Genomic DNA, 18365 nt, shown 5'->3' with positions numbered 1-18365 from the left:
CTGGGGATTTTTTGACGGGCCAAAATTTTGGGGGTTGTGTTCACGAACACATATGTGAACACTCCGCAAGTTCTATTACTTCGACAGGATTTTGCATGATTAATGAATATAGGTGCCTTTGTGTGTTCCTGTGGGGGGTCGTGTAACATCGACCTCGAAGCGGTACGGGACGGTGTCGACGATGTCGATGTCGTCGCCAGTTCCGAACTGCTCTGCCAGGACGGGCTGGCCGGGATGTCACAGGTCATCGAGGAGTACGACCTCGACCAGATCATCGCGACGACGCCAGAACCGTCGTGTCAGGACCGCATTCGCGGGCTTGCGGACGAGCACGGCCTGCACCCCGAGGCGTCGGTGTTCGTCGACCATCGGGAGACCAACGCCTGGGTCCACGGCGAGGCGGCGGCAACCGACAAGACGGCCCGCCTCATCAACGCGACACGCGCGGGACTTCGCGAGGAAGCACCCTCGCGAACGGTGTCGAAAGACGCCGGCAACCGCGTCGCCGTCGTCGGCGACCCGGGGACCGCCCGGTCGCTGACCGACGACGCCGACGTGACGGTCATCGCGGACGGGCAGGACTTCGCTGACGTGGAAGGGCTGAGCAATGTGACGATAGAGCGCGGGCGGGTTGTCGACATCGAGGGCTCGTACGGCGAGTACGAACTCACGCTGGAAGCCCGCGTCACCGACGACTGCATCGACTGCATGGACTGCGTGCGGGAGGGTCCCGACGGCATGGTGACGGAGTTCCCCGTCGACATCTACCCGGACGCACCGGACGGCGCGTGGACGGACACCTGTCCGACCGACGCCATCGACCTGGCGGGGGTCACGCGCACCGTCGAGGTCGACCAGGTCATCTACCCCGGCGGCCGCGACGACGCCCGCGGCGGCCGGCTGGGCTTTTACACCGGCCCGGTCGACGCCGGCACTATCGCCGCCGTCGAATCGCAACTGGGCGGCATCGAGAAGCCGCAGTTCCTCGACCTAGAGATGGACGTCTGTGCCGCTGGCGCGTCCAGTCAGGAGGGGTGTACGGCCTGCGTCGACGCCTGTCCCCACGGCGCGGTCGACCGGCCGACCATCGACTCCGTGGAGTTCGACGAGGCCGCCTGCGAGAACTGCGGGGCCTGCACGAGCGCCTGTCCGACGGGCGCGACACAGCTCCGCGAGCCGTCGAACCGCCGGCTCGCACGCGAAGTCGAGGCGCTGCTGGAGGACGACGCCGACGGTGGCCTGCTCTCGCGCGGCGACGACGGCATCGATACGCAGGTCATCGCGTTCGTCTGCTCGGAGTACGCCATGGAGCGGCTCCGGGCGCACGGACGGAAGGCCGTCCAGTCGGGGGACCTCGACTACCCGCCCATCCTCCCGGTCCGGGTCAACTGCACCGACACGGTCGGCGAGGCACACGTCATGCACGCGCTGGCGGCCGGCGCGGACGGCGTCGCCATCGTCGGCTGTGGCGGCTCCTGTCTCCACTCCGGGCCGGACCCCAAGCAGGACCTCGTCGACCGGCTCAATCAGGCGACGACCGACCTCGGCCTAGGCGACCGCGTCGGCTTTTTCGCCCCGGAAGCGGGCAACCCCGAGGCCTTCGCCGAGTCACTGTCCGGGTTCGTCGAGTTCGGCCTCGACGAGACGCCGATACCGGCCGGCGACTACGAGGCGACGGGCCGCAGCGACGCCGACCGCGAGGAACCCCGCCCCAACCCCGACTTCGACAGCCACGGCTGGACTCTAGAGAGCGTCCGAACCATCCTCGACCACGTCGACCCCGAGCGGGAGGTAATTCGCGGGCTGAAGGACTTCGGCGTCATGGACGTCAGCGACGCGTGCACGCTGACGCCGACCTGTACGAACCTCTGTCCGACCGACGCTATCCAGCGGACCGGCGAGGGCGAACTGGCGTTCAACCACGCGGACTGCGTGAACTGCGGGCTCTGCGAGGAGGGGTGTCCCGAGACGGCGATTACGATGCACGACGGGCTGGACCGCTCCCTGCTCCCGGAGAACCGGGGCGGCGAGGCCTGGGTGACCGTCCACGACGGCGACATGCTCGAATGCGTCCGCTGTGGCAAGCCGTTCACCAGCGTCGCCTCCGCGACCAAAATCGAGGAGGAGGTCGGCAGTCAGGTCGAGGGCCTGGCCCCCGACGCCGACCACTCGGTCTTCGAGTACTGTAGCGACTGTCGGAGCCGTCTGCTGTTCGATCAGGGGGAGAAACGATGAACGACGCGGCCGTCTACGAGGCCCGCCTCGAACTGGTCGATTTCGTCATCGACGTGTTCTGGGACGTGCCCGACGAGGCGTTCGTCGAGCGGCTGTTGAGCGGCGACGTGCAGCTGCCGGGCGACTCCATCAACGACCAGTTGGACGAGGGCTTCGAGATGCTACGGGCGTGGATCGACGACAACGCGGACCGGTCGGTGTCGGCGGTGCGTGACGACCTCGAACGGGAGTACACGGACCTGCTCGTCGGCCCGCGCCCGCCGGTGTTGCCCCACGAGACGAACTACCGCGAGGACACGGAGTTCATCGGCGAGGGGCTGGCCGAGGTCGATGCCAGCTACGCCGCGGCGGGGTGGGCACCCCCCGAGGAGTACCCCGAGGAGGACGACTTCATCGCCGTCGAACTGGCGTTCCTGCGCTATCTCATCGAGCGCCAGCGCGAGGGCGACGAGGAGACCGTCGGCTACGAGCGGGTGTTCATCGAGCAACACCTCAGCGAGTGGGTCGTCGACTTCACCGACGAGATGCGCGAGGAGGCCGACGACGGACTGTTCCTCGCGGCGGCGCTAGTCTGTGAGGGCCTGGTCCGCTTCGAGGACGAAATCGTCGCCCAGATCGGCTAGGCTACTGGATGCGGAGGACGAGCCCCACGCTGGCGACGAGGCCGACGACCAGCAGGACCTTCACCGCGGGCAGCAGGAACGCCATCGCCTGTTCCATGAGAAAGAGCGACCGCCAGGTATTGACCGACTGTGCGATGACTGCGACCGCTCCCGCACCCGCGACCAGCACGCAGAGCAGCGTGACCGACACCGCCGCGACTACCCCGAATGGGTTCACACGCAGTCGCTCACGCATCGGGGACCACCCGTCGACCGACGACGAGGACCACGAACAGCGGCACGAGGACCATCAGGAGGCGGCTGACGAACAGCCCGATGTAGCTGATGGTCGATTCGAGGTGAATCTGCCAGTGCCAGCTCCCCTTGAGTTCGGCGATGAGGCCGATTGTGCCGACAACAAGCAGTGACAGCGCCAGCAGCGTAGCGAGGGTGTAAACCAGAATTCGGAGATATCCGAGAAGTGAAACGGCGGTCAGCCTGGAATTCGATTGCTCGGTGGCCATCAGGTACCCTCTCCGGCCCAGTGCTGCTGATAGATATCGTACGTGATGACGGCGAGGACGACCAGCCCGACACCGAGGACTGCCGCGCCCATATCGGGTGGAAACGGGAGATTGAGTCCCGGTTCCGAGTGAATGGGTATAGTTAACATGGAATGTGGTACGGACTGGCAACTAAAAAACCGTTGCGACCTGTGCTCCTGAGACAAAGTTTTTCTCCCCGTAGTTCCACCCCTGTGATAGTATACCATGACTTCGCGCCGCGGACTGCTGCTTCGGCTCTCTGCACTCACCGGAGCGGCCGGTCTCAGCGGCTGTTCGTCCTTGCTGGCCAGACAAGCGGAGTCACCGACGGGTGACCTCGACCCGAACCCGCGAGCCGACGAACTCCCGATACGGCAACACGCCTGGAACGAGCGCCTCCGGAGCGATGCCGCCGGCAACGACCTGCTGCCACATCATTTCCGGCTGTTCATGCTCGACCTCGACACCGAGCCGTCGGATGCAGCCGCGGAGACTGTCGAGCTAGCGATGCGAACACTGGAAGACGCGTATGAATTCAACAGTGCAGGGCTCCTGCACATGCTCGCCTGGGGGACGAACTACTTCGACACCTACGGGTCGCTCGATACGTCCCCGATACGCAGCCCGCGAGCCCTCTCCCGGACGGACGACCCCGACCTGCAGTCTTTCGACGCGATGCTCGTTCTCGCGAGCGACGTTCCCTCGCACCTCGCCGCCGCAGAATCCGCGATGTTCGACACGCGGCCGAGGCTGGCCGATACGGAGATTCAGGGCCGGCTTGGTGACGTGTTCTCCGTCGCCGACCGCCGCGGCGGCTTCATCGGCGAGGGACTCCCGGCGGCCCACGCTGATGCCGAAGGCGTCCCTGCCGACATCCCCGAGGAGTCTTATATGTTCTCTGGCTTTTTTGCCGGCCGGTCCGGCACCCAGGCCAGCGAGGACCGCGTTACAATCGACGACGGTCCCTACGCCGGCGGGACGACGATACACCTCTCACGAATCAACGAGGCCTTCGATACCTGGTGGGAACTCGCCCAGTCCGACCGCGTCAAGCGACTGTTCTCTGCGGAGTTCTCGCCGGCGGACATCGACAGGGGCGACCTCCCTTTCGCCGACGTGGTCCGCGAGCACGCGAGCAGCGAGGGGGAGGTCGGCCACTTCGAGAAGGTGGCCCGCGCCCGCAAGGACGGAGAGCCGATTCTTCTCCGGCGGGACTTCAACACGATTGACGGCGGTCAGGCCGGCCTGCACTTCCTCTCGCTACAGGAGCACCCGCGTGACTTCGAAGAGGTCCGGGACGCGATGAACGGCTGGTGGCTCCGGGAAGAACACGAAGAGCTCCGGGACCGGCAGAACAACGGTCTGCTGGAGTTCATCGAGGTGGTGTCACGCTCGAACTTCTACGTCCCGCCCCGCGACAAGCGGGCCTTCCCGGCCCCGTAGCCGCCGCTGATCAGCTGTGAGAATTGAAGGCGGACGCCGCTACTCCTCGTCGCTCGTCGTGTCGTTCTGGTTCACGTCAGCCGGCCAGACGCCGTGGTCCCAGACCTCGAAGCCGTTGAACGTCTCTGTCGCACCTTTGGGTTTCCACTCGCCTTGTTCGTGTGCCATTATGTATCAACTGTCACAGTGACTGGGCTTAAATTTTGGTGCCGTCACTCAGACGGCGTCCCCGGCGGTTTCTGCTCGTCCGTCACCTCGTCGAGGAACGCGTTGGCGTAGAGGTCGACGTGCATCTTCAGAACGGCACTCTCGTCGATCCCGCTCTCTTCGGCCTGTCGACGGAGCAACGCGGCCAGTTCCTCGGTCGGTTCGTACCGTATTTCGCGGCCGTCGACCTCGAAGACCACGTCGTGGGACTGTGAAACGAGGTGTTCAATCTCTAGCAGCGCCTGCTCGACTTTGGTCTCCAGCGCCTCGTCAATGTCCTCTAGCCGCCGGTCGGCCCACTCCTGGGCGGCCTCGTACAGCCGGTCGCTCACCTCGAAGGCGAGCGTCAAAACGACACCCCCTCGCCCTCGAACTCGGGCGTCCACAGCGTCGTCTCCTCACACACCGGACACTCCTGCCGGCGCGGCTGCCCCTCGAACGCCGAGAGGTCTATCATCTGGCCGCATTCCTCGCAGCTGTAGTAGGTCATTCTTCGGATGGCGGCCACGACTGCGGAGCCGGGTCCGTCTCGGTAATCTCGGAGTACAGGACCACGAGCGCCCCGAGTACGATGGTCAACACGAGCACCCCGGCGACCCCGCCCAGCGCGTTCTGGCCAACGAATGAGGTTGTCCCGGTCGCGAGGTCGATGGTCGACGCGACATCGAACAGTGTCAGTAAGAGCCAGACGAAGGCTCCCAGTACCACGAACGTGAGTATCTTCGACTGCTGGATCGCGGTTCGAAGTGTCATTGTTGTTCGTGTATGACAATGACCAGCAAGCATTATAAAATACGGCGTTACCCGTCGACGAGGTCCCAGTCCGCTTTCTCTGCGGCGTCGGCGAGCGGAACGAACTCCCAGCCGGCCCGCTCGGCGACGGGTTCGTCGTCCGGGCGGCCGACCAGGACCATCCGCTCGGCGTAGAACATCGAGTGCTCGTCGATGTCGGCGAGGCGCTCGGCCGGCTCCTGGCCCGCGCCGCTGAAGAAGTCGGCGTCGATGCCGTGGTCGCGCTGGAACTTGTTGATGACGAAGGCGTCGACGTCGCCGACGATACCGACCCAGTCGGCCCATCCCCGCGCCTCACGGAACACCAGTTGCGGGTCGGCGAACTGCCGGGCCGCGTCGTAGGTCACGGCCATCGTCATGTCGTCGATGCCGCCGCCGTGCGGACCGCTCGCTTCGACGGCCTCCTCGCCAGCGTCCGGGTCCTCGGCGACATTCGAGGCTGAGTCGGTGTCGGCCGCGGCCGCGCCGCCCGCGCCGCCGCTGTCCGTCGGGATGCCGACCGGCTTGTCCTTGTTCTCCCGCGGGACGTGAGGGACCGGCTGGCCGCCCGGGCTGTCGGCCGATTCGCTGTCCGCGTCTGCGCTCGCGTCCGTGGCGTCGTCAGCCGATGCCGCCCCGTCCCCGGCTGGCACCGGTTCGTCCTCGGGTTCGCCCTCCCCGCTCCAGAACCAGTCGCCCCGGTTCGGCGTCTCTTCGTCGTCCTGTACGTCGAGGTCGTCGAGGTCTATCTGGTCTGTCATTCTCCGAGTGTCCTGCCTGCCGGGAGCGTCGACGGGTCGAGTGGGTCCGTGAGGCCCAGTCGCTCTATCGTCTCGCGGGTGGGCCGGCCGTCGGCGTCCCAGCCGCGCTGGCCGTAGTAGGCGTCGAGCATCGCGTCGAAAGACTCGGCGTCGACCGCCGCGCCCGCGTTCGGTCCCGAATCGAGCGGTTCCTGTAGCTTTGCCGGGAGTTCGTCGTCGGCCCGCGAGACGCCCTCGCGGACATTGAACAGGCGAGTGAGTGTCCAGACGCGCTCACCGACCGTCGCGAGGTCGTCGTCCGTGTCGAGGCCGATAGCGTCGAGCCACTCCGCGCCGAGGTCGTCGAAGGCGTCGCCGACGAAGTCGTCGACGATGAGACACCACAGTGCCGAGCGCTGGTCCTGTTCGCGAATGACGGCTGCGGCCGCCCGCTCGGGGCTCCAGTCGCCGTCGAAGGCCTCCCGCTCGATGGGGAGCGCCCGCCGGTGGCAGGCCCCGCGGTCGCTGGTCGCGTACGCCAGCGCCATGCTCCGCGCGCCGCGGGGGTCGTAGGCGGGCAGTTCCATGGCCTTGACCGTCGGCAGGAGGTCGGCTCCGCCCAGACGGTCTGAAGCCGCATCGACACCGTCGGCCAGAGCGTCGCCGAGCGCTGTCTCCCGCGCGACAATCTCTTCGAGGAGCGCCTGCGCATCGTCGGGACTTCCGTACTCGAGCGAGCGGTCGAGCAGGCCGGCATCGCCGGCCTTGATGGCCCACGCGACGGCGCTCCCGGCGCTGATGAGGTCGAGCCCCAGCCGGTTGCAGGTCTCGCCCAGCGCCGCCACGGCATCGAAGTCGTCGATGCCGAGCCCGGCCCCGAGACTCATCGCTGTCGCGCCGCGCGGGATGGTCTCGCCGTCTTCGGTCTGGACGCGGAAGCCGCCGGGGCTACCCTCGTCGTCGTACTCCCGGCCTGCGGCGAGTTCCTGGACGGCCTCGATGCCGACGCCGTCGGCGCCCTCGAACTGGCCGTCCTCCCAGCCGCGCGTCGAGAGCGCGCCGACCTCGTTGGCGAAATCGACCGTCTCGACGGTCCCGCTGGCCTGTAGCCACTGGCCGGTGTCGCCCTCGCGGTACCGCTTTGCGTACCGTTCCCGTAACTCCGCGAGGTCCGTCGGCGGGTCGCCGCGAACGACGACGGCTTTCAGCCGTTTTGCGCCCATCACCGCCCCGGCACCGCCTCGCCCGGCGTGGTGTTCGCCGCCGTCGGAGGCGATGGTGGCGAATGCGACGCCCTGCTCGCCGGCCGGCCCGATACACGCCACTGCGGCCTCGGGGAACGCCGCGTCAGTTTCGGCTGTGTCCTGTCCCCACGTCTCGGCGGGTTCGACCGTCGCGCCGTCGTCCTCCACGACAAGTGTGACCGGCTCCGGCGCGCGCCCGGTGACCAGAATCCCGATGTGGTTCCGCAGCGCGCCGGCTAGCGTGTCCGGAAACGTCCCGCCCGCGTACGAGTCGAGGAAGCCGCCGGTCAGGGGCGACTTCGTGACTGCGGCATATCTCGTCTCACCCGGCAACAGCCCCGATACCGGCCCGAGCATGAACAACAGGAGGTTCTCGGGGCCAAGCGGGTCGGTGCCGGCGTCGAGTTCGTCGTACAGGTACCGAGCGCCGAGTCCCTTGCCGCCCACGAACTGGCGACGCCAACCCTCTGGGACCGGACGGCTTTCGACTGACGCCGACGACAGGTCGACGTGGAGCATCCGGTCCCGGTTGGCTACTGTCATCATACCTCACTCCTCCGTCTGTCGACTAAAGGATTATCCCCACCAGCCATGCACGAAGCGCCTTTCTGCCAGAGCCGAGAAGGCAGGGTATGCGCGCAGGCACTATCGTCGCTGGCGGCCGGTCGACGCGGTTCGGCGACAGCGACAAGGCCGTCGCCGACCTCGCTGGCACGCCGATGATTCGCCGCGTCGCCGACCGACTGGGTCAGGTCGTCGACGAGCTCGTCGTGAACTGCCGCGAGGACCAGGTCGAGGCCATCGACGCCGCGCTGTCAGGCCACGCCCTCGACCCGACGTTCGCGCTCGATGCGGACCCCGACCAGGGGCCGATGGCGGGCATCGCGACCGGGCTGGAGGCCGTCGACAGCGAGTACGCCGCCGTGGTGGCCTGCGATATGCCCTTTGTCGATCCGACATTCGTCGACTACCTGTTCGAGCAGGCGGCGTCCCACGAGGCCGCAGTTCCGCGCCCGGACGAGTGGTTTCAGACGACGCAGGCAGTGTATCACGCGGACGCGATGCACGACGCCTGCCGGCGAGCGCTGGAGCGCGGCGAGCACAAGGTCGTCGAACCGCTGTTCGACCTCGATTACGTCGTCGTTGAGCGCGAAGCCGTGCTCGAACACACCACGCTGGAGACGTTCGAGAACCTCAACACCCGCGAGGAGTTCGAGGCCGCGGCCGAGCGGTTTTGAACGAACGGGGCCGGCGTCGGCTCGCTCTCAGACGACTGCCACCAGTGGATCGTCGGCTCGCATTTCCGCGAGCACCACGCGTGGCACGTCGGCGCGGTCGTGAATCGCCTCGGCGACAGCCCGCGCGTTCGTTTCGAGTCGCTCGTCGTCGACCATGTTGAGCAGCGGAATCGCGGTCGCGTCGGCTGGCACGTCTTTCAGCCCGCCGCGGCCGCTGGCGAGCACCGCGGCGACATCTCTCGGTCGAATCTCGTCGCCGGGGGCACGCCCTGTGATTGTGGCCACCTCGTCGACCCGATGGACAATGTCGTCCGTCAGCGGTTCGCCGACGACGTGTGCGCTCGCGATGGGGACGACCGTCGATGCCGTCGCGGGGAGCTGTGGCTCGCGGTCGCTCGGCGCCTTGAATTCCCGCATCCGCGCGCCGTCAGCTTTCACCAGAATCGGGGACGCGATGTCAGCCAGGTCGGCGACGGTTTCCGGGTCGTAGCCGCGGTAGCGGTCCGGTCGCTCCTGTGCCGGGACGACGCCCAGCGGCCACGCAGACGCCGTGTCGATGGCTGATCGGGGGCTCTCAGTCACGACAACGTCCGCGACCCAGCCGTCGAAGATGGGTATCCGAACCGTCGCGGTGACGACTGCCTGCTCCAGTCGCGCTGCGAGCGTTGCCATCGTCGTCTTCTTCCCCCCAGCGCCGACGAAGCAGGTGGTCCCATGTCGCCCGTCCAGCGCGTCGACGATGTCCATACGCAGTGCAGGGCGGTGGTCTGGTTAATCGTTACCCCGTGTCCGACGACGGAACCGGAACAGTCACGCCATTTAATAGGCTGTGCTGTGAACAGTTAGCAAGGATATGCTCGAAGACGACTTCGGTCGCGAGGTCTCCGGTGTCCGCGTCTCCCTCACCGACCGGTGTAACTTCGACTGCGTCTACTGCCACAACGAGGGGCTGGGCGACACACGGGGCCCGATGGAGGCACAGGACGACGAACTCACTGCCGACACCATCGTGGCCTTCCTCGAAGTCGCCGCCGAATTCGGGGTCGACTCGGTGAAGTTCACCGGCGGGGAGCCGATGCTTCGGGAAGACCTCGAAGCGATTGTCCGCCGCGCCCCCGACGAGATGGAGGTGTCGATGACGACCAACGGCACCTTCCTCCCCGGACGCGCCCCGGACCTCGTCGACGCCGGACTCGAGCGAGTCAACGTCTCGCAGGACGCCCTCGATAGCGAGGCCTTCGCCGAACTGACACAGAGCGGGGCCTACGACCGCGTTCTCGAAGGCGTCGAAGCGGCGCTGGACGCCGGCCTCGCCCCGGTGAAGCTCAATATGGTCGTCTTCGAGCCGACCGCGGGCTACGTTCCGAAGATGGTCGACCACGTCGCCGAGAACCCCGGCCTCCAGCTCCAACTCATCGAGTACATGCCCGAGCTGGCTGGCCACCCGGAGTGGGCCATCGACATCGACCGCGTCCACGACTGGTTGGAAGACCGCGCCGACAAGGTCGAACACCGGGAGATGCACGACCGCAAGCGCTACTGGATGCACAGCAGTGACGCGGCGGTCGAAAGTAGCGGCGCGACCACATCGCTGGCCGCGTCCGACGGCGGCGTTCGGACGGAGCCGGTCAACAACCACAACAGCGGGATGGTCGAAATCGTCGACCCCGTCGGCAACGAGAACTTCTGTGCGAACTGCCACCGCGTCCGGCTCACCCACGACGGGTATCTCAAGGGCTGTCTGAACCGCAACGACGACCTGCGCGACATCGGCACGACCAAGGAGTCGATGCGCGCCGCGTTCCGCGAGACAGTCGACACCCGCGTCCCCTACTACGGCGAGTACATGGTTGAAACAGAGGACGGCGAGTGGGAGATAAACGAGGCGTACATCGACACTGACGGGGACCGTGCGCCCTACGAGTACTCGGAGTAGCGGCCGCCGCGGGCCGGTACGCTCACTGTTTCGCCGTCGGTACCAACCGTCATGAGTTTCCGGTTCCGCGACCGGACGACGGTTTCGCTGTCGTGGACCGAACTGACCGGAGCAGTCGGGGACTCTGCGACGGTGCTCCCGGTTGTCGTGGCTGTCGCCGTGCTGACAGAGCTTTCGCTCCCAGTCATGCTCGTCTGGTTCGGCGTGTTTCAGGTCGTCTGGGGGCTGTACTACGGTGCTCCGATATCGGTCGAGCCGATGAAGGCTTTCGCCGCGCTGGTCATCGCCGGGACCATTTCGACCGGGGAACTCGTCGTCGCAGGGCTCCTGTTGGCAGTGCTTTTACTCGCGCTTGGCACCACACAGTCGCTCGAAACTGTCAACCAGTACGTCGATGACACTGTTGTTCGTGGGGTACAACTCGGTGTCGCGCTGGTCCTGCTGGAGACCGGCGTCGGTCTCGGACTCGACGACCCGAAGCTCGTGGCCGTCGCCGCCGGTATCGTCGCTGTCCTTGCGGTGGTCGGCTACAGCGGGCAGAGCGCCTTCGCCGTCTTCGTCTTTGGAGCGGCCATCGCTCTCGTGGAGACCGGGGTTCCGACGCCGGCCGTTCCAGCGGTTGACGCCATGTTTATGCTCCCGACGATGACACTGTCGGTGCAGACGGTAGAGGCTATCCTCGCTCAGGTCGCGGTCACGGTCGGTAACGCCGCCCTCGCCACGTCGGTCCTGCTCGCCGATTATTTCGACCAGGACGTATCCGCGGACCAGCTCTCGAACAGCATGGGGCTGATGAATCTGGTCGCGGTTCCTTTCGGCGCGTTTCCGATGTGTCACGGGAGTGGCGGCGTCGCCGGGAAGTACGCTTTCGGGGCCAGAACGCCCGGTGCCAATCTGATACTCGGCGCGGGCTACGTGCTGACCGCGTTCCTCGCTGTCGGTGTCATCGCGGCCTACCCGACGGCGCTTCTCGGGGTCATTCTGGTACTGATCGCGCTCCAGTTGGGCTGGACCGGGGTTTCCAGAACGGACGACTTGGCAGCTGTCGCGGCTATCGGTGTCTTCGGTGTGCTCGTCAACCTCGGTCTCGCACTCGTCCTCGGCGTTCTCGTCCAGCAACTGCGCGCCCGGTCGTGAGCATTGCAGCGCGTCCCGCGAGGGCCGCCAACCGTGGCTTTCCGGCTGTTCTTGGCTTCTATACACTGCGTGTCTGCCGGCCCCCACACGCTTGTATCAGGAGGTCGAAGGGGCAACTGATAGATGCGCCCTGCAACGGAACTCGAAAATCTGCTTGGAAAAGCCGACTCACTCACTATCGTCTGTCACAACAACCCCGATCCCGACTGTCTTGCCAGCGCGCTCGCGCTCGGTCGCATCGCGGCCGCCATCGGCATCGACGAACGGCGAATCCTCTACAGCGGGGAGATTTCACACCAGCAGAACCGCTCGTTCGTCAATCTGCTGGAGATGGACCTCCGGGAGTTCGACCCGGCCGACGTGACCGACCGCGAGTCTTCGGAGCTGCTCGCCTTCGTTGACCACTCTGTTCCGGGGTCGAACAACCGGGTCCCCGAAGATGTCTCGGTTGACATCGTCATCGACCATCACCCAGCCGAGGATATCGCGGCCACGTTCGTCGACCACCGGGAAGAGATCGGAGCGACGGCGACGATACTGACCGAGTACCTCCGAGACCTCGACATCGAACTCAATGACCGTCTGGCGACAGCGTTGCTGTTTGCCATCCGGCGGGAGACGCTGGGGTTCCTGCGCGGCGTGACGCCGGACGAGTACGGCGCGGCCGGCTTTCTGGCCGACACGGCCGACTCTGGCCTGTTGCGGCAGCTCTCCTCGCCGTCTGTCAGCGGCGCGACCGTCGATGCAATCGCCGACGCAATCGAGAACCGGACGGTCCGCGGGTCGGTGCTGATATCACACGTCGGCCGGACAGGGGAGCGGGACGCACTCCCGCAGGCGGCCGACTATCTGGCGACGCTTGAGGGCGTCGAGACAGCCATCGTCTTCGGCATTGTCGAAGACGCTATCCAGCTCAGCGCCCGGTCGACCGACTCCCGGGTCAACATCGGCGACGTGCTGAGCGAGTCCCTGAGCGATGTTGGGAGCGCAGGCGGACACCGCGAGATGGCCGGCGGCGAGGTGCCACTCGGTATCTTCGCCGACTACACGAGTGACGACACCGTCCTCGTCGACATCGTCGAGCAAGTGATCTCGGCGCGGCTGTTTGCCGGATTGAATCTCTCGGAGGAGAGCTAACTCGCCGTTTAGGACAGCCGGAACGTTTCGAGGTTCTTCGGGTTGTGGGTCCGCATGTTGAACTTCTGGTACAGCGCCGAGGACAGCTGGTTCGTCGTTGACGCGTCGCCGTGGACACAGAGGATTTTCTCCGGCCGCGGATGCATCGTCTCGACGAACGATTCGAGCCCCTGTCGGTCGGCGTGGCCGGAGAAGCCGTCGACCGTCTCCACGTTCAGTCTGAGGCTCACCCGTTCGGCGCGTGGCCCGCTCGTGTCGCCGAGGGTGACCTCGTCCTGACCCCGCTGTATCTGCCGACCGAGCGTCCCCTCAGCCTGATAGCCGACGAACGCCATCGTGTTGTCCGGGTCGCTGCCCAGCAGCCGGAGCCAGGACATCACGGGGCCGCCGGTGACCATCCCGGAGGTCGTCAGAATGATAGACGGTTCGTCGTCGGCGATGTCCCGTCGCATCTCGTCGCCGCCGTCGACTTGCTCGAACTGCTCTGCGAGGAACGGGTTCTCGTCCTCGTAGAGGATACGCTGGCGGAGGTCGTCCCGGAGGTACTCCGGATACGCGGTGTGGATGGCCGTCGCCTCCCGAATCATCCCGTCGAGGTACACCGGCATCGTCGGGATGTCGCCCTTTCGCATCGCTTCTTCGAGAACGAGCATGAGTTCCTGCGACCGACCCACGGCGAAGGCCGGAATCAGTACCTTGCCGTCGTTCTCGTGGGCCTCGTTGATAACGTCCTTGAGGACCCGCTCGGAGTCGGACTGGTCGGTCTGGTAGTCGTTTTTCCCGCCGTAGGTCGACTCAAGCACGAGTGTCTCGACTCGCGGGAAGTCGTTGACCGCGCCATCGAGCAGGCGGGTATCTTTGTAGTGGATGTCCCCAGAGAAGGCGACGTTGTACCGGCCCTCGCCGATGTGGAAGTGACACACCGCCGAGCCGAGGATGTGCCCGGCGTTGTGCATCGTGAGCTTGATGTCGGGCGCGATGTCGGTGACGTTGCCGAACTCCAGTGGAATCGTGTGTTTCAGCGCGTCCCGGACCTGCTGGCTCTCGTAGGGTGGGGTGCGGCCCTCCTTCGAGGCCACGTCGAGGTAGTCCAGCTGGAGCAGGCCCATCAGGTCCCGCGTCGGCGCGGTCGTGTATATCGGCCCGTCGTAGCCGTACTTGAACAAGATGGGGATGAGCGCAGAGTGGTCCAGGTGGGCGTGGGTCAGGACGACGGCGTCGAGAGAATTCGGCCCAGCCGCGAGGGCTTCGGGTGCTTGGAGATACGGAACCTCGCCCTCAGCACCGGGTTTGTCACCGCAGTCGATGAGGATTCGGGACTCCGGCGTCGAGAGGATGAATGCGGCGCGACCGACTTCACGACAGCAGCCGAGCGTCGTGAGCCGAACCCAGTCCTCGTCGCTCGTGGTAGGTCGGTTGATCTGGCGACCGACACGCTGGAGGATGTCCCGGCGTTCCTCGCGTTCCTGCTTGAGATAATTCCGGACGTTCGAGACCGTCGAGGACTCCATCGGCGGCGTCCGGACGACCTCCGGGGTCCAGCCGACGGAGGCGGAGATCTCGTCGAGGGTTGCCCCGTGGCGGCCGATGACGCGACCGGGCTTTTCGGCTTCGATGAACACTTCGCCGGTCTGGCGGTCGAAATCCAAGTTCTGGACGCCAGCGTCCTCGGGAATCGTCTGCGTGATTCGAGTCCGCGCTTCGTTCGGCGGGACGAGTGCTTCTTGCGTGGGGCGAACGTTGATTCGTTTCCGCAGCGTCTGTGCGAGATTTCTGACGATACCGTCGCGGTTGGCAACCGTCTGCGCGTCCGGCGTGTAAATAACTAGTTCCGGTCCCTCGAACGCGACAGATTCGATTTCGATGTCGTCCGGTGTCTCTTCTTCGACCTGTGCTTTAATTCGATCAAGTGTCTCGTCTGCGGAACTCATAAGTTTGGAGATGGAGGCCCGATAGCCGTCGGTAAAACCACGGCTCTCGACTGCCGTTATCTAGCGGGAGTGCAAGCACGGTAAAGAACCTTTGCTTGTCTCGCTATGTCATTGGAGGGTTGTAGCTCGGCAGGAACCGGCGAATTTTAGTGTGGGACTCCGAGTTGTGTGTGTATGGGCTTTGGTAGCTACGATGAATCCGAACAGAAGGACAACGACGTAGATGCAGACGACAGCGATGGCGTTGCGGTCCACGAGAACGACCACGACGGATCGGTCTCCTTCGAGACGGAGGCGACCACGAGCGACCTCGTCGACAAGCTCGGCGACATGAAAGACGAAGACGAAGAGTAACGCCGCTCCCGACCGCAGTTACTGACCGACTTTTTCGCCGAGTTCGCCGCGCTCGTGAAGCTGTTCGAGGATATCGCTGCCACCGATGAACTCCCCGTCGACGAACGTCTGTGGAATCGTCTCGCGCCCGCTGTGGCGCTCTAGAGCCTCCCGATAGGCATCAGTCGCTTTGAGCACGTCCACTGTCTCGATGTCGTCGCGGTGCTGTTGCAGCAGTGCGAGGGCCTTCTTCGAGTAGCCACACTGTGGCATCAGCTCATTGCCTTTCATGAACAGCACAACCTCGTTGTCTTCGATGACGCTGTCTACCTGATCCGTGACTTCATCCGGGGAGAGTTCTTCGGGCTCAAATCCCATACCGTCACTAACAGCGTCGGCAATAAAGGCGTACCGACGGTCGAGCAGAGCCGCACCGCCGGGGTACACGGTTACTCGGCTTCTTCGGGCGTCAGCGTCGTCAGCTCGATGGCGTGAATGTCGCGAGTGAGATGCTCTCCCAGCGCGTCGTGGACACGCTGGTGCTGGTCGACCAGCGACTCGCCCTCAAACGCCGGCGAAACAACGCGTACCGCGTAGTGTTTGTCGTCGTCGGGGTCCCGCGGCGTGGTGACCGTCGCCTGTGCCTCCGGAAGCGCGTCCTCGATCAGTTCGGCGACCGCATCCTCGTCCATACGCGCTCTGTGGAGAGCGGCGGGCAAAACAGTTGGCGTCACACAGTCGTGGTCACCGAGTGATTGACAGCTCCCGACCGATACCGACCCCGAGGGCGACCAGTCCCAGAACCGCGAGCGCGACCCCGCCGAGCCAGAGCGCCGAGAGCGAGGCCGTAAGTCGGACGGTCCAGAGCCCGGCTACCAGCGCCAGCCCGCCAGCAACGACCAGCTTGACGAACCGCTCCATGCCCGTGCCTGCGGTGACCGGCGGTAAATCCCTGCCGGCTGAACCACAGGTGTTTGTGCCTCTGGCACGTAGCTCGTATATGAGCGACGCAACGCTCGTCTACGACGACGACTGCGGTTTCTGTACGTGGTGGGCGGACTTCATCGACGAGCGGTCCGACCTCAGGGTCGTGGGCTTCTCCGAGCTAGACGACGACGTACTAGAGCGACTCCCGGACGACTACGAATCCTGTTCGCATCTGGTGACCGAGGAGGACGTGTACTCCTGCGGGGAATCCATCGAGACAGCGCTCACATACACCGACATGGGCAAGGCGGCTCGGCCGCTGCTCTCGTTTCTCCGGCAGTTCGAGGATTACGAGCGATTCCGCGAGCGGGCCTATCGGCGGATCGCCGATAACCGTTCGAAGTGGGGGAAGGTCATGTCGAAGACGCCGCCAGCGCGCAGGAACGACGCGAACTGACGCCCCATCTCAAACGTCGGCGAGTCGCAGGTCACCGTCGCTGATCGGGCTGACATAGGTGCCGACGCGTTCGCGCTCCCACCACTGCCCAGTCTCGCGGCGCTCTTCGGGCGTCGTGAACCGATACCGGTAGCGGACCGCACGGACGTGCGTCGGCGTGGTCTCCGAGAACGGCACCGAGGCGAGCAGTTTTTCGGTAGCCTCGTCGCCTGCAAGCAGTCGGTCCAGCAGCGCGAGAAACCACGGACTCCGTCGCGGCGAAGAGGTCATCGCCGCGAACCACAACTGCCAGTCAAGCCGGTAGTGGTAGGGCGCGAGTTGCCGCGGCCGCTGTGCTGGGTCTGTTGGTTTGCCTTTGAACTCGTAAGTCTCCCATTCCGTGTCGGCCGTGACGACCTCGTCGGTGGTCCCCTGGACGACGATTTCGTAGCGCGTTCTGGTAATCGAGCCGAACGCGCCGTAGGCGTTGACTAACCGGAGCGAGTCGAAAGCGGTGTTCATCACCTGCCGCTCCGAGAGGATGTTGCGGACCGGTCCGATGCTACGCCAGAGGACGACAGCAGCGAGTCCGACCGACAGCGCCTGCAGGTACAGCGGCGGCGCAGTCGCGCTCGGAGCAGTGACCGGGAGGGTTGCTGTGAAAACGTCGTCCCTGAATGCCGCAATAGCCTGAACGATAGTGAGGGCATTGAGCCACGAGAAGTTCCCCGTCAGCATGAGCCAGCACTGAAAGCCGATGGTCGCTACCCCCGCTACTGACGCCCACGGCTGTGGCGCGAAGTAGAGGAACGGTACGGCGACTTCGACGACGTGGTTTCCCAGCACTTCGAGTCGGTGGAACCGGTCGGGGAGGTGGTGGGCGTACCAACTCACCGGGTTCGGAATCGGCTGGGTTTCGTAGTGGTAGTCCAGTGCGGTGAGGTCCCGCCAGCAGTCGTCCCCGCGCAGTTTGATGAGTCCGGCACCGAACATATTTCGGAACAGCACCCACTTGAGGAGCCACACGACAGCGACCGGTGGCCCCGCTGTCCCCGCGCCGAGAAATGCCGCGAGGAAGCCGGTCTCCAGCAGCATCGACTCCCAGCCGTAGCCGTAGAAGGTCCGCCCGGCGTTGACGAAAGAGAGATACAGCGCCCACAGCAGGAGCCACAGGAGTATCGACACGGGGACCGCGTACGGACGCGGGAGCCACGACGGGACTCCGACGAGTGCCAGCGCCGAGAGCCCGACGCCGGCCCAGGCTGTGATACCGATGACGCGGTCGTTCGGATAGACATAGAACAGACTGGGCCGGTCACGGAACTCGTAGCGGTCGACGTACTGCTGTATCGGCAACAGGCCGTCCTCGCCCGCGAGCGGACGGAACTGCGTGGCTGCGACGACGAACGCCAGCAGGTAAATAACCGCCAGCGCCCGGTGGAACAGCATCCGAACGAGCCAGTACGCCGCTGGCTCCCACGGCAGCATACACCGGATGTGGCT

20 protein-coding genes are annotated in these 18365 nt (G+C 65.3%); 9 read left to right on the top strand and 11 right to left on the bottom strand.

Going from position 1 to position 18365, the window contains the following annotated elements:
- Positions 1–102 precede the first annotated feature (102 nt).
- Both BVU17_09265 and BVU17_09260 read left to right on the top strand, forming a co-directional pair.
- Positions 103–2235: a ferridoxin gene (locus BVU17_09265; GenBank protein ID AUG47696.1), complete on the top strand. Its 2133-nt coding sequence runs from the start codon at positions 103–105 to the stop codon at positions 2233–2235.
- Positions 2232–2858, top strand: coding sequence for a molecular chaperone TorD (locus BVU17_09260; GenBank protein ID AUG47695.1), 627 nt, complete (start codon positions 2232–2234; stop codon positions 2856–2858). The genes BVU17_09265 and BVU17_09260 overlap by 4 nt, the downstream gene beginning before the upstream one ends.
- A 1-nt stretch (position 2859) precedes the next feature.
- On the opposite strand, the gene BVU17_09255 is transcribed toward BVU17_09260, so the two are convergent.
- Both BVU17_09255 and BVU17_09250 read right to left on the bottom strand, forming a co-directional pair.
- On the bottom strand, positions 2860–3093 hold the full coding sequence (locus BVU17_09255) for a hypothetical protein (protein AUG47694.1): 234 nt from the start codon (positions 3091–3093) through the stop codon (positions 2860–2862).
- Complete coding sequence (locus BVU17_09250; GenBank protein AUG47693.1) at positions 3086–3361, bottom strand: hypothetical protein; 276 nt, start codon at positions 3359–3361, stop codon at positions 3086–3088. The genes BVU17_09255 and BVU17_09250 overlap by 8 nt, the downstream gene beginning before the upstream one ends.
- A gap of 246 nt (positions 3362–3607) precedes the next feature.
- Between BVU17_09250 and BVU17_09245 the strand changes: the two genes are divergently transcribed.
- Positions 3608–4825, top strand: coding sequence for a hypothetical protein (locus tag BVU17_09245; GenBank protein AUG47692.1), 1218 nt, complete (start codon positions 3608–3610; stop codon positions 4823–4825).
- Positions 4826–5037: 212 nt separating this feature from the next.
- On the opposite strand, the gene BVU17_09240 is transcribed toward BVU17_09245, so the two are convergent.
- The 4 genes from BVU17_09240 to BVU17_09225 all read right to left on the bottom strand — a co-directional run bounded on the left by BVU17_09240 (position 5038) and on the right by BVU17_09225 (position 8333).
- A complete protein-coding gene (locus BVU17_09240; protein ID AUG47691.1) occupies positions 5038–5364 on the bottom strand; it encodes a hypothetical protein in 327 nt (108 codons plus the stop codon).
- Between the two features lie 154 nt (positions 5365–5518).
- Complete coding sequence (locus BVU17_09235) at positions 5519–5785, bottom strand: hypothetical protein (GenBank protein AUG47690.1); 267 nt, start codon at positions 5783–5785, stop codon at positions 5519–5521.
- A gap of 47 nt (positions 5786–5832) precedes the next feature.
- Positions 5833–6564 carry a hypothetical protein gene (locus tag BVU17_09230; GenBank protein AUG47689.1) on the bottom strand — a complete coding sequence of 244 codons (732 nt, stop codon included), beginning with the start codon at positions 6562–6564 and terminating at the stop codon, positions 5833–5835.
- Positions 6561–8333 (bottom strand): aldehyde ferredoxin oxidoreductase, encoded by a 1773-nt coding sequence (locus tag BVU17_09225; GenBank protein AUG47688.1) that lies wholly within the window; start codon positions 8331–8333, stop codon positions 6561–6563. The genes BVU17_09230 and BVU17_09225 overlap by 4 nt, the downstream gene beginning before the upstream one ends.
- An 86-nt stretch (positions 8334–8419) precedes the next feature.
- Between BVU17_09225 and BVU17_09220 the strand changes: the two genes are divergently transcribed.
- The gene (locus BVU17_09220; protein AUG47687.1) at positions 8420–9025 is read left to right on the top strand and encodes a molybdenum cofactor guanylyltransferase; all 606 of its coding nucleotides are present in this window, start codon (positions 8420–8422) and stop codon (positions 9023–9025) included.
- A gap of 27 nt (positions 9026–9052) precedes the next feature.
- On the opposite strand, the gene BVU17_09215 is transcribed toward BVU17_09220, so the two are convergent.
- On the bottom strand, positions 9053–9772 hold the full coding sequence (locus BVU17_09215; protein ID AUG47686.1) for a dehydrogenase: 720 nt from the start codon (positions 9770–9772) through the stop codon (positions 9053–9055).
- A 106-nt stretch (positions 9773–9878) separates the two neighbouring features.
- On the opposite strand from BVU17_09215, the gene BVU17_09210 reads away from it, so the two are divergent.
- From BVU17_09210 to BVU17_09200, 3 genes are all read left to right on the top strand, one after another.
- A complete protein-coding gene (locus BVU17_09210; protein ID AUG47685.1) occupies positions 9879–10961 on the top strand; it encodes a cyclic pyranopterin phosphate synthase in 1083 nt (360 codons plus the stop codon).
- Positions 10962–11012: 51 nt separating this feature from the next.
- Entirely contained in the window at positions 11013–12098 is a 1086-nt protein-coding gene (locus BVU17_09205) for a sulfate transporter (protein AUG47684.1), read from the top strand.
- 123 nt (positions 12099–12221) lie between these two features.
- On the top strand, positions 12222–13235 hold the full coding sequence (locus BVU17_09200) for a DHH family phosphoesterase (protein AUG47683.1): 1014 nt from the start codon (positions 12222–12224) through the stop codon (positions 13233–13235).
- Between the two features lie 8 nt (positions 13236–13243).
- Here BVU17_09200 and BVU17_09195 read toward each other — a convergent pair whose 3' ends face one another.
- The gene (locus BVU17_09195; GenBank protein ID AUG47682.1) at positions 13244–15166 is read right to left on the bottom strand and encodes an mRNA 3'-end processing factor; all 1923 of its coding nucleotides are present in this window, start codon (positions 15164–15166) and stop codon (positions 13244–13246) included.
- A gap of 174 nt (positions 15167–15340) precedes the next feature.
- Here BVU17_09195 and BVU17_09190 point away from each other — a divergent pair, with 174 nt between their 5' ends.
- Entirely contained in the window at positions 15341–15520 is a 180-nt protein-coding gene (locus BVU17_09190) for a death domain-associated protein (protein AUG47681.1), read from the top strand.
- A gap of 18 nt (positions 15521–15538) precedes the next feature.
- Here the strand turns inward: BVU17_09190 and BVU17_09185 are convergent, their stop codons facing one another.
- The gene (locus BVU17_09185; GenBank protein AUG47680.1) at positions 15539–15877 is read right to left on the bottom strand and encodes a glutaredoxin; all 339 of its coding nucleotides are present in this window, start codon (positions 15875–15877) and stop codon (positions 15539–15541) included.
- Positions 15878–15948: 71 nt separating this feature from the next.
- Complete coding sequence (locus BVU17_09180) at positions 15949–16191, bottom strand: BolA family transcriptional regulator (GenBank protein AUG47679.1); 243 nt, start codon at positions 16189–16191, stop codon at positions 15949–15951.
- Between the two features lie 308 nt (positions 16192–16499).
- Here BVU17_09180 and BVU17_09175 point away from each other — a divergent pair, with 308 nt between their 5' ends.
- Positions 16500–16883: a thiol-disulfide oxidoreductase gene (locus tag BVU17_09175; protein AUG47678.1), complete on the top strand. Its 384-nt coding sequence runs from the start codon at positions 16500–16502 to the stop codon at positions 16881–16883.
- Positions 16884–16892: 9 nt separating this feature from the next.
- On the opposite strand, the gene BVU17_09170 is transcribed toward BVU17_09175, so the two are convergent.
- Complete coding sequence (locus BVU17_09170; protein AUG47677.1) at positions 16893–18350, bottom strand: hypothetical protein; 1458 nt, start codon at positions 18348–18350, stop codon at positions 16893–16895.
- Positions 18351–18365: the final 15 nt, after the last annotated feature.

Origin of the sequence: Haloarcula taiwanensis (assembly GCA_002844335.1) — an archaeon.
GTDB lineage: Archaea > Halobacteriota > Halobacteria > Halobacteriales > Haloarculaceae > Haloarcula > Haloarcula taiwanensis.
The sequence above is the reverse complement of the archived record's forward strand: the minus strand, read 5'-3'. Positions and strand labels throughout refer to the sequence as shown.

What these genes read in the sequence shown, in the direction of transcription:
- BVU17_09185 (AUG47680.1), bottom strand. Translation starts at nt 15,877, where the DNA reads ATGGGATTTGAGCCCGAAGAACTCTCCCCGGATGAAGTCACGGATCAG.
- BVU17_09180 (AUG47679.1), bottom strand. Translation starts at nt 16,191, where the DNA reads ATGGACGAGGATGCGGTCGCCGAACTGATCGAGGACGCGCTTCCGGAG.
- BVU17_09230 (AUG47689.1), bottom strand. Translation starts at nt 6,564, where the DNA reads ATGACAGACCAGATAGACCTCGACGACCTCGACGTACAGGACGACGAA.
- BVU17_09220 (AUG47687.1), top strand. Translation starts at nt 8,420, where the DNA reads ATGCGCGCAGGCACTATCGTCGCTGGCGGCCGGTCGACGCGGTTCGGC.
- BVU17_09255 (AUG47694.1), bottom strand. Translation starts at nt 3,093, where the DNA reads ATGCGTGAGCGACTGCGTGTGAACCCATTCGGGGTAGTCGCGGCGGTG.
- BVU17_09265 (AUG47696.1), top strand. Translation starts at nt 103, where the DNA reads ATGAATATAGGTGCCTTTGTGTGTTCCTGTGGGGGGTCGTGTAACATC.
- BVU17_09215 (AUG47686.1), bottom strand. Translation starts at nt 9,772, where the DNA reads ATGGACATCGTCGACGCGCTGGACGGGCGACATGGGACCACCTGCTTC.
- BVU17_09245 (AUG47692.1), top strand. Translation starts at nt 3,608, where the DNA reads ATGACTTCGCGCCGCGGACTGCTGCTTCGGCTCTCTGCACTCACCGGA.
- BVU17_09250 (AUG47693.1), bottom strand. Translation starts at nt 3,361, where the DNA reads ATGGCCACCGAGCAATCGAATTCCAGGCTGACCGCCGTTTCACTTCTC.
- BVU17_09175 (AUG47678.1), top strand. Translation starts at nt 16,500, where the DNA reads ATGAGCGACGCAACGCTCGTCTACGACGACGACTGCGGTTTCTGTACG.
- BVU17_09210 (AUG47685.1), top strand. Translation starts at nt 9,879, where the DNA reads ATGCTCGAAGACGACTTCGGTCGCGAGGTCTCCGGTGTCCGCGTCTCC.
- BVU17_09260 (AUG47695.1), top strand. Translation starts at nt 2,232, where the DNA reads ATGAACGACGCGGCCGTCTACGAGGCCCGCCTCGAACTGGTCGATTTC.
- BVU17_09195 (AUG47682.1), bottom strand. Translation starts at nt 15,166, where the DNA reads ATGAGTTCCGCAGACGAGACACTTGATCGAATTAAAGCACAGGTCGAA.
- BVU17_09235 (AUG47690.1), bottom strand. Translation starts at nt 5,785, where the DNA reads ATGACACTTCGAACCGCGATCCAGCAGTCGAAGATACTCACGTTCGTG.
- BVU17_09170 (AUG47677.1), bottom strand. Translation starts at nt 18,350, where the DNA reads ATGCTGCCGTGGGAGCCAGCGGCGTACTGGCTCGTTCGGATGCTGTTC.
- BVU17_09225 (AUG47688.1), bottom strand. Translation starts at nt 8,333, where the DNA reads ATGATGACAGTAGCCAACCGGGACCGGATGCTCCACGTCGACCTGTCG.
- BVU17_09190 (AUG47681.1), top strand. Translation starts at nt 15,341, where the DNA reads ATGGGCTTTGGTAGCTACGATGAATCCGAACAGAAGGACAACGACGTA.
- BVU17_09205 (AUG47684.1), top strand. Translation starts at nt 11,013, where the DNA reads ATGAGTTTCCGGTTCCGCGACCGGACGACGGTTTCGCTGTCGTGGACC.
- BVU17_09200 (AUG47683.1), top strand. Translation starts at nt 12,222, where the DNA reads ATGCGCCCTGCAACGGAACTCGAAAATCTGCTTGGAAAAGCCGACTCA.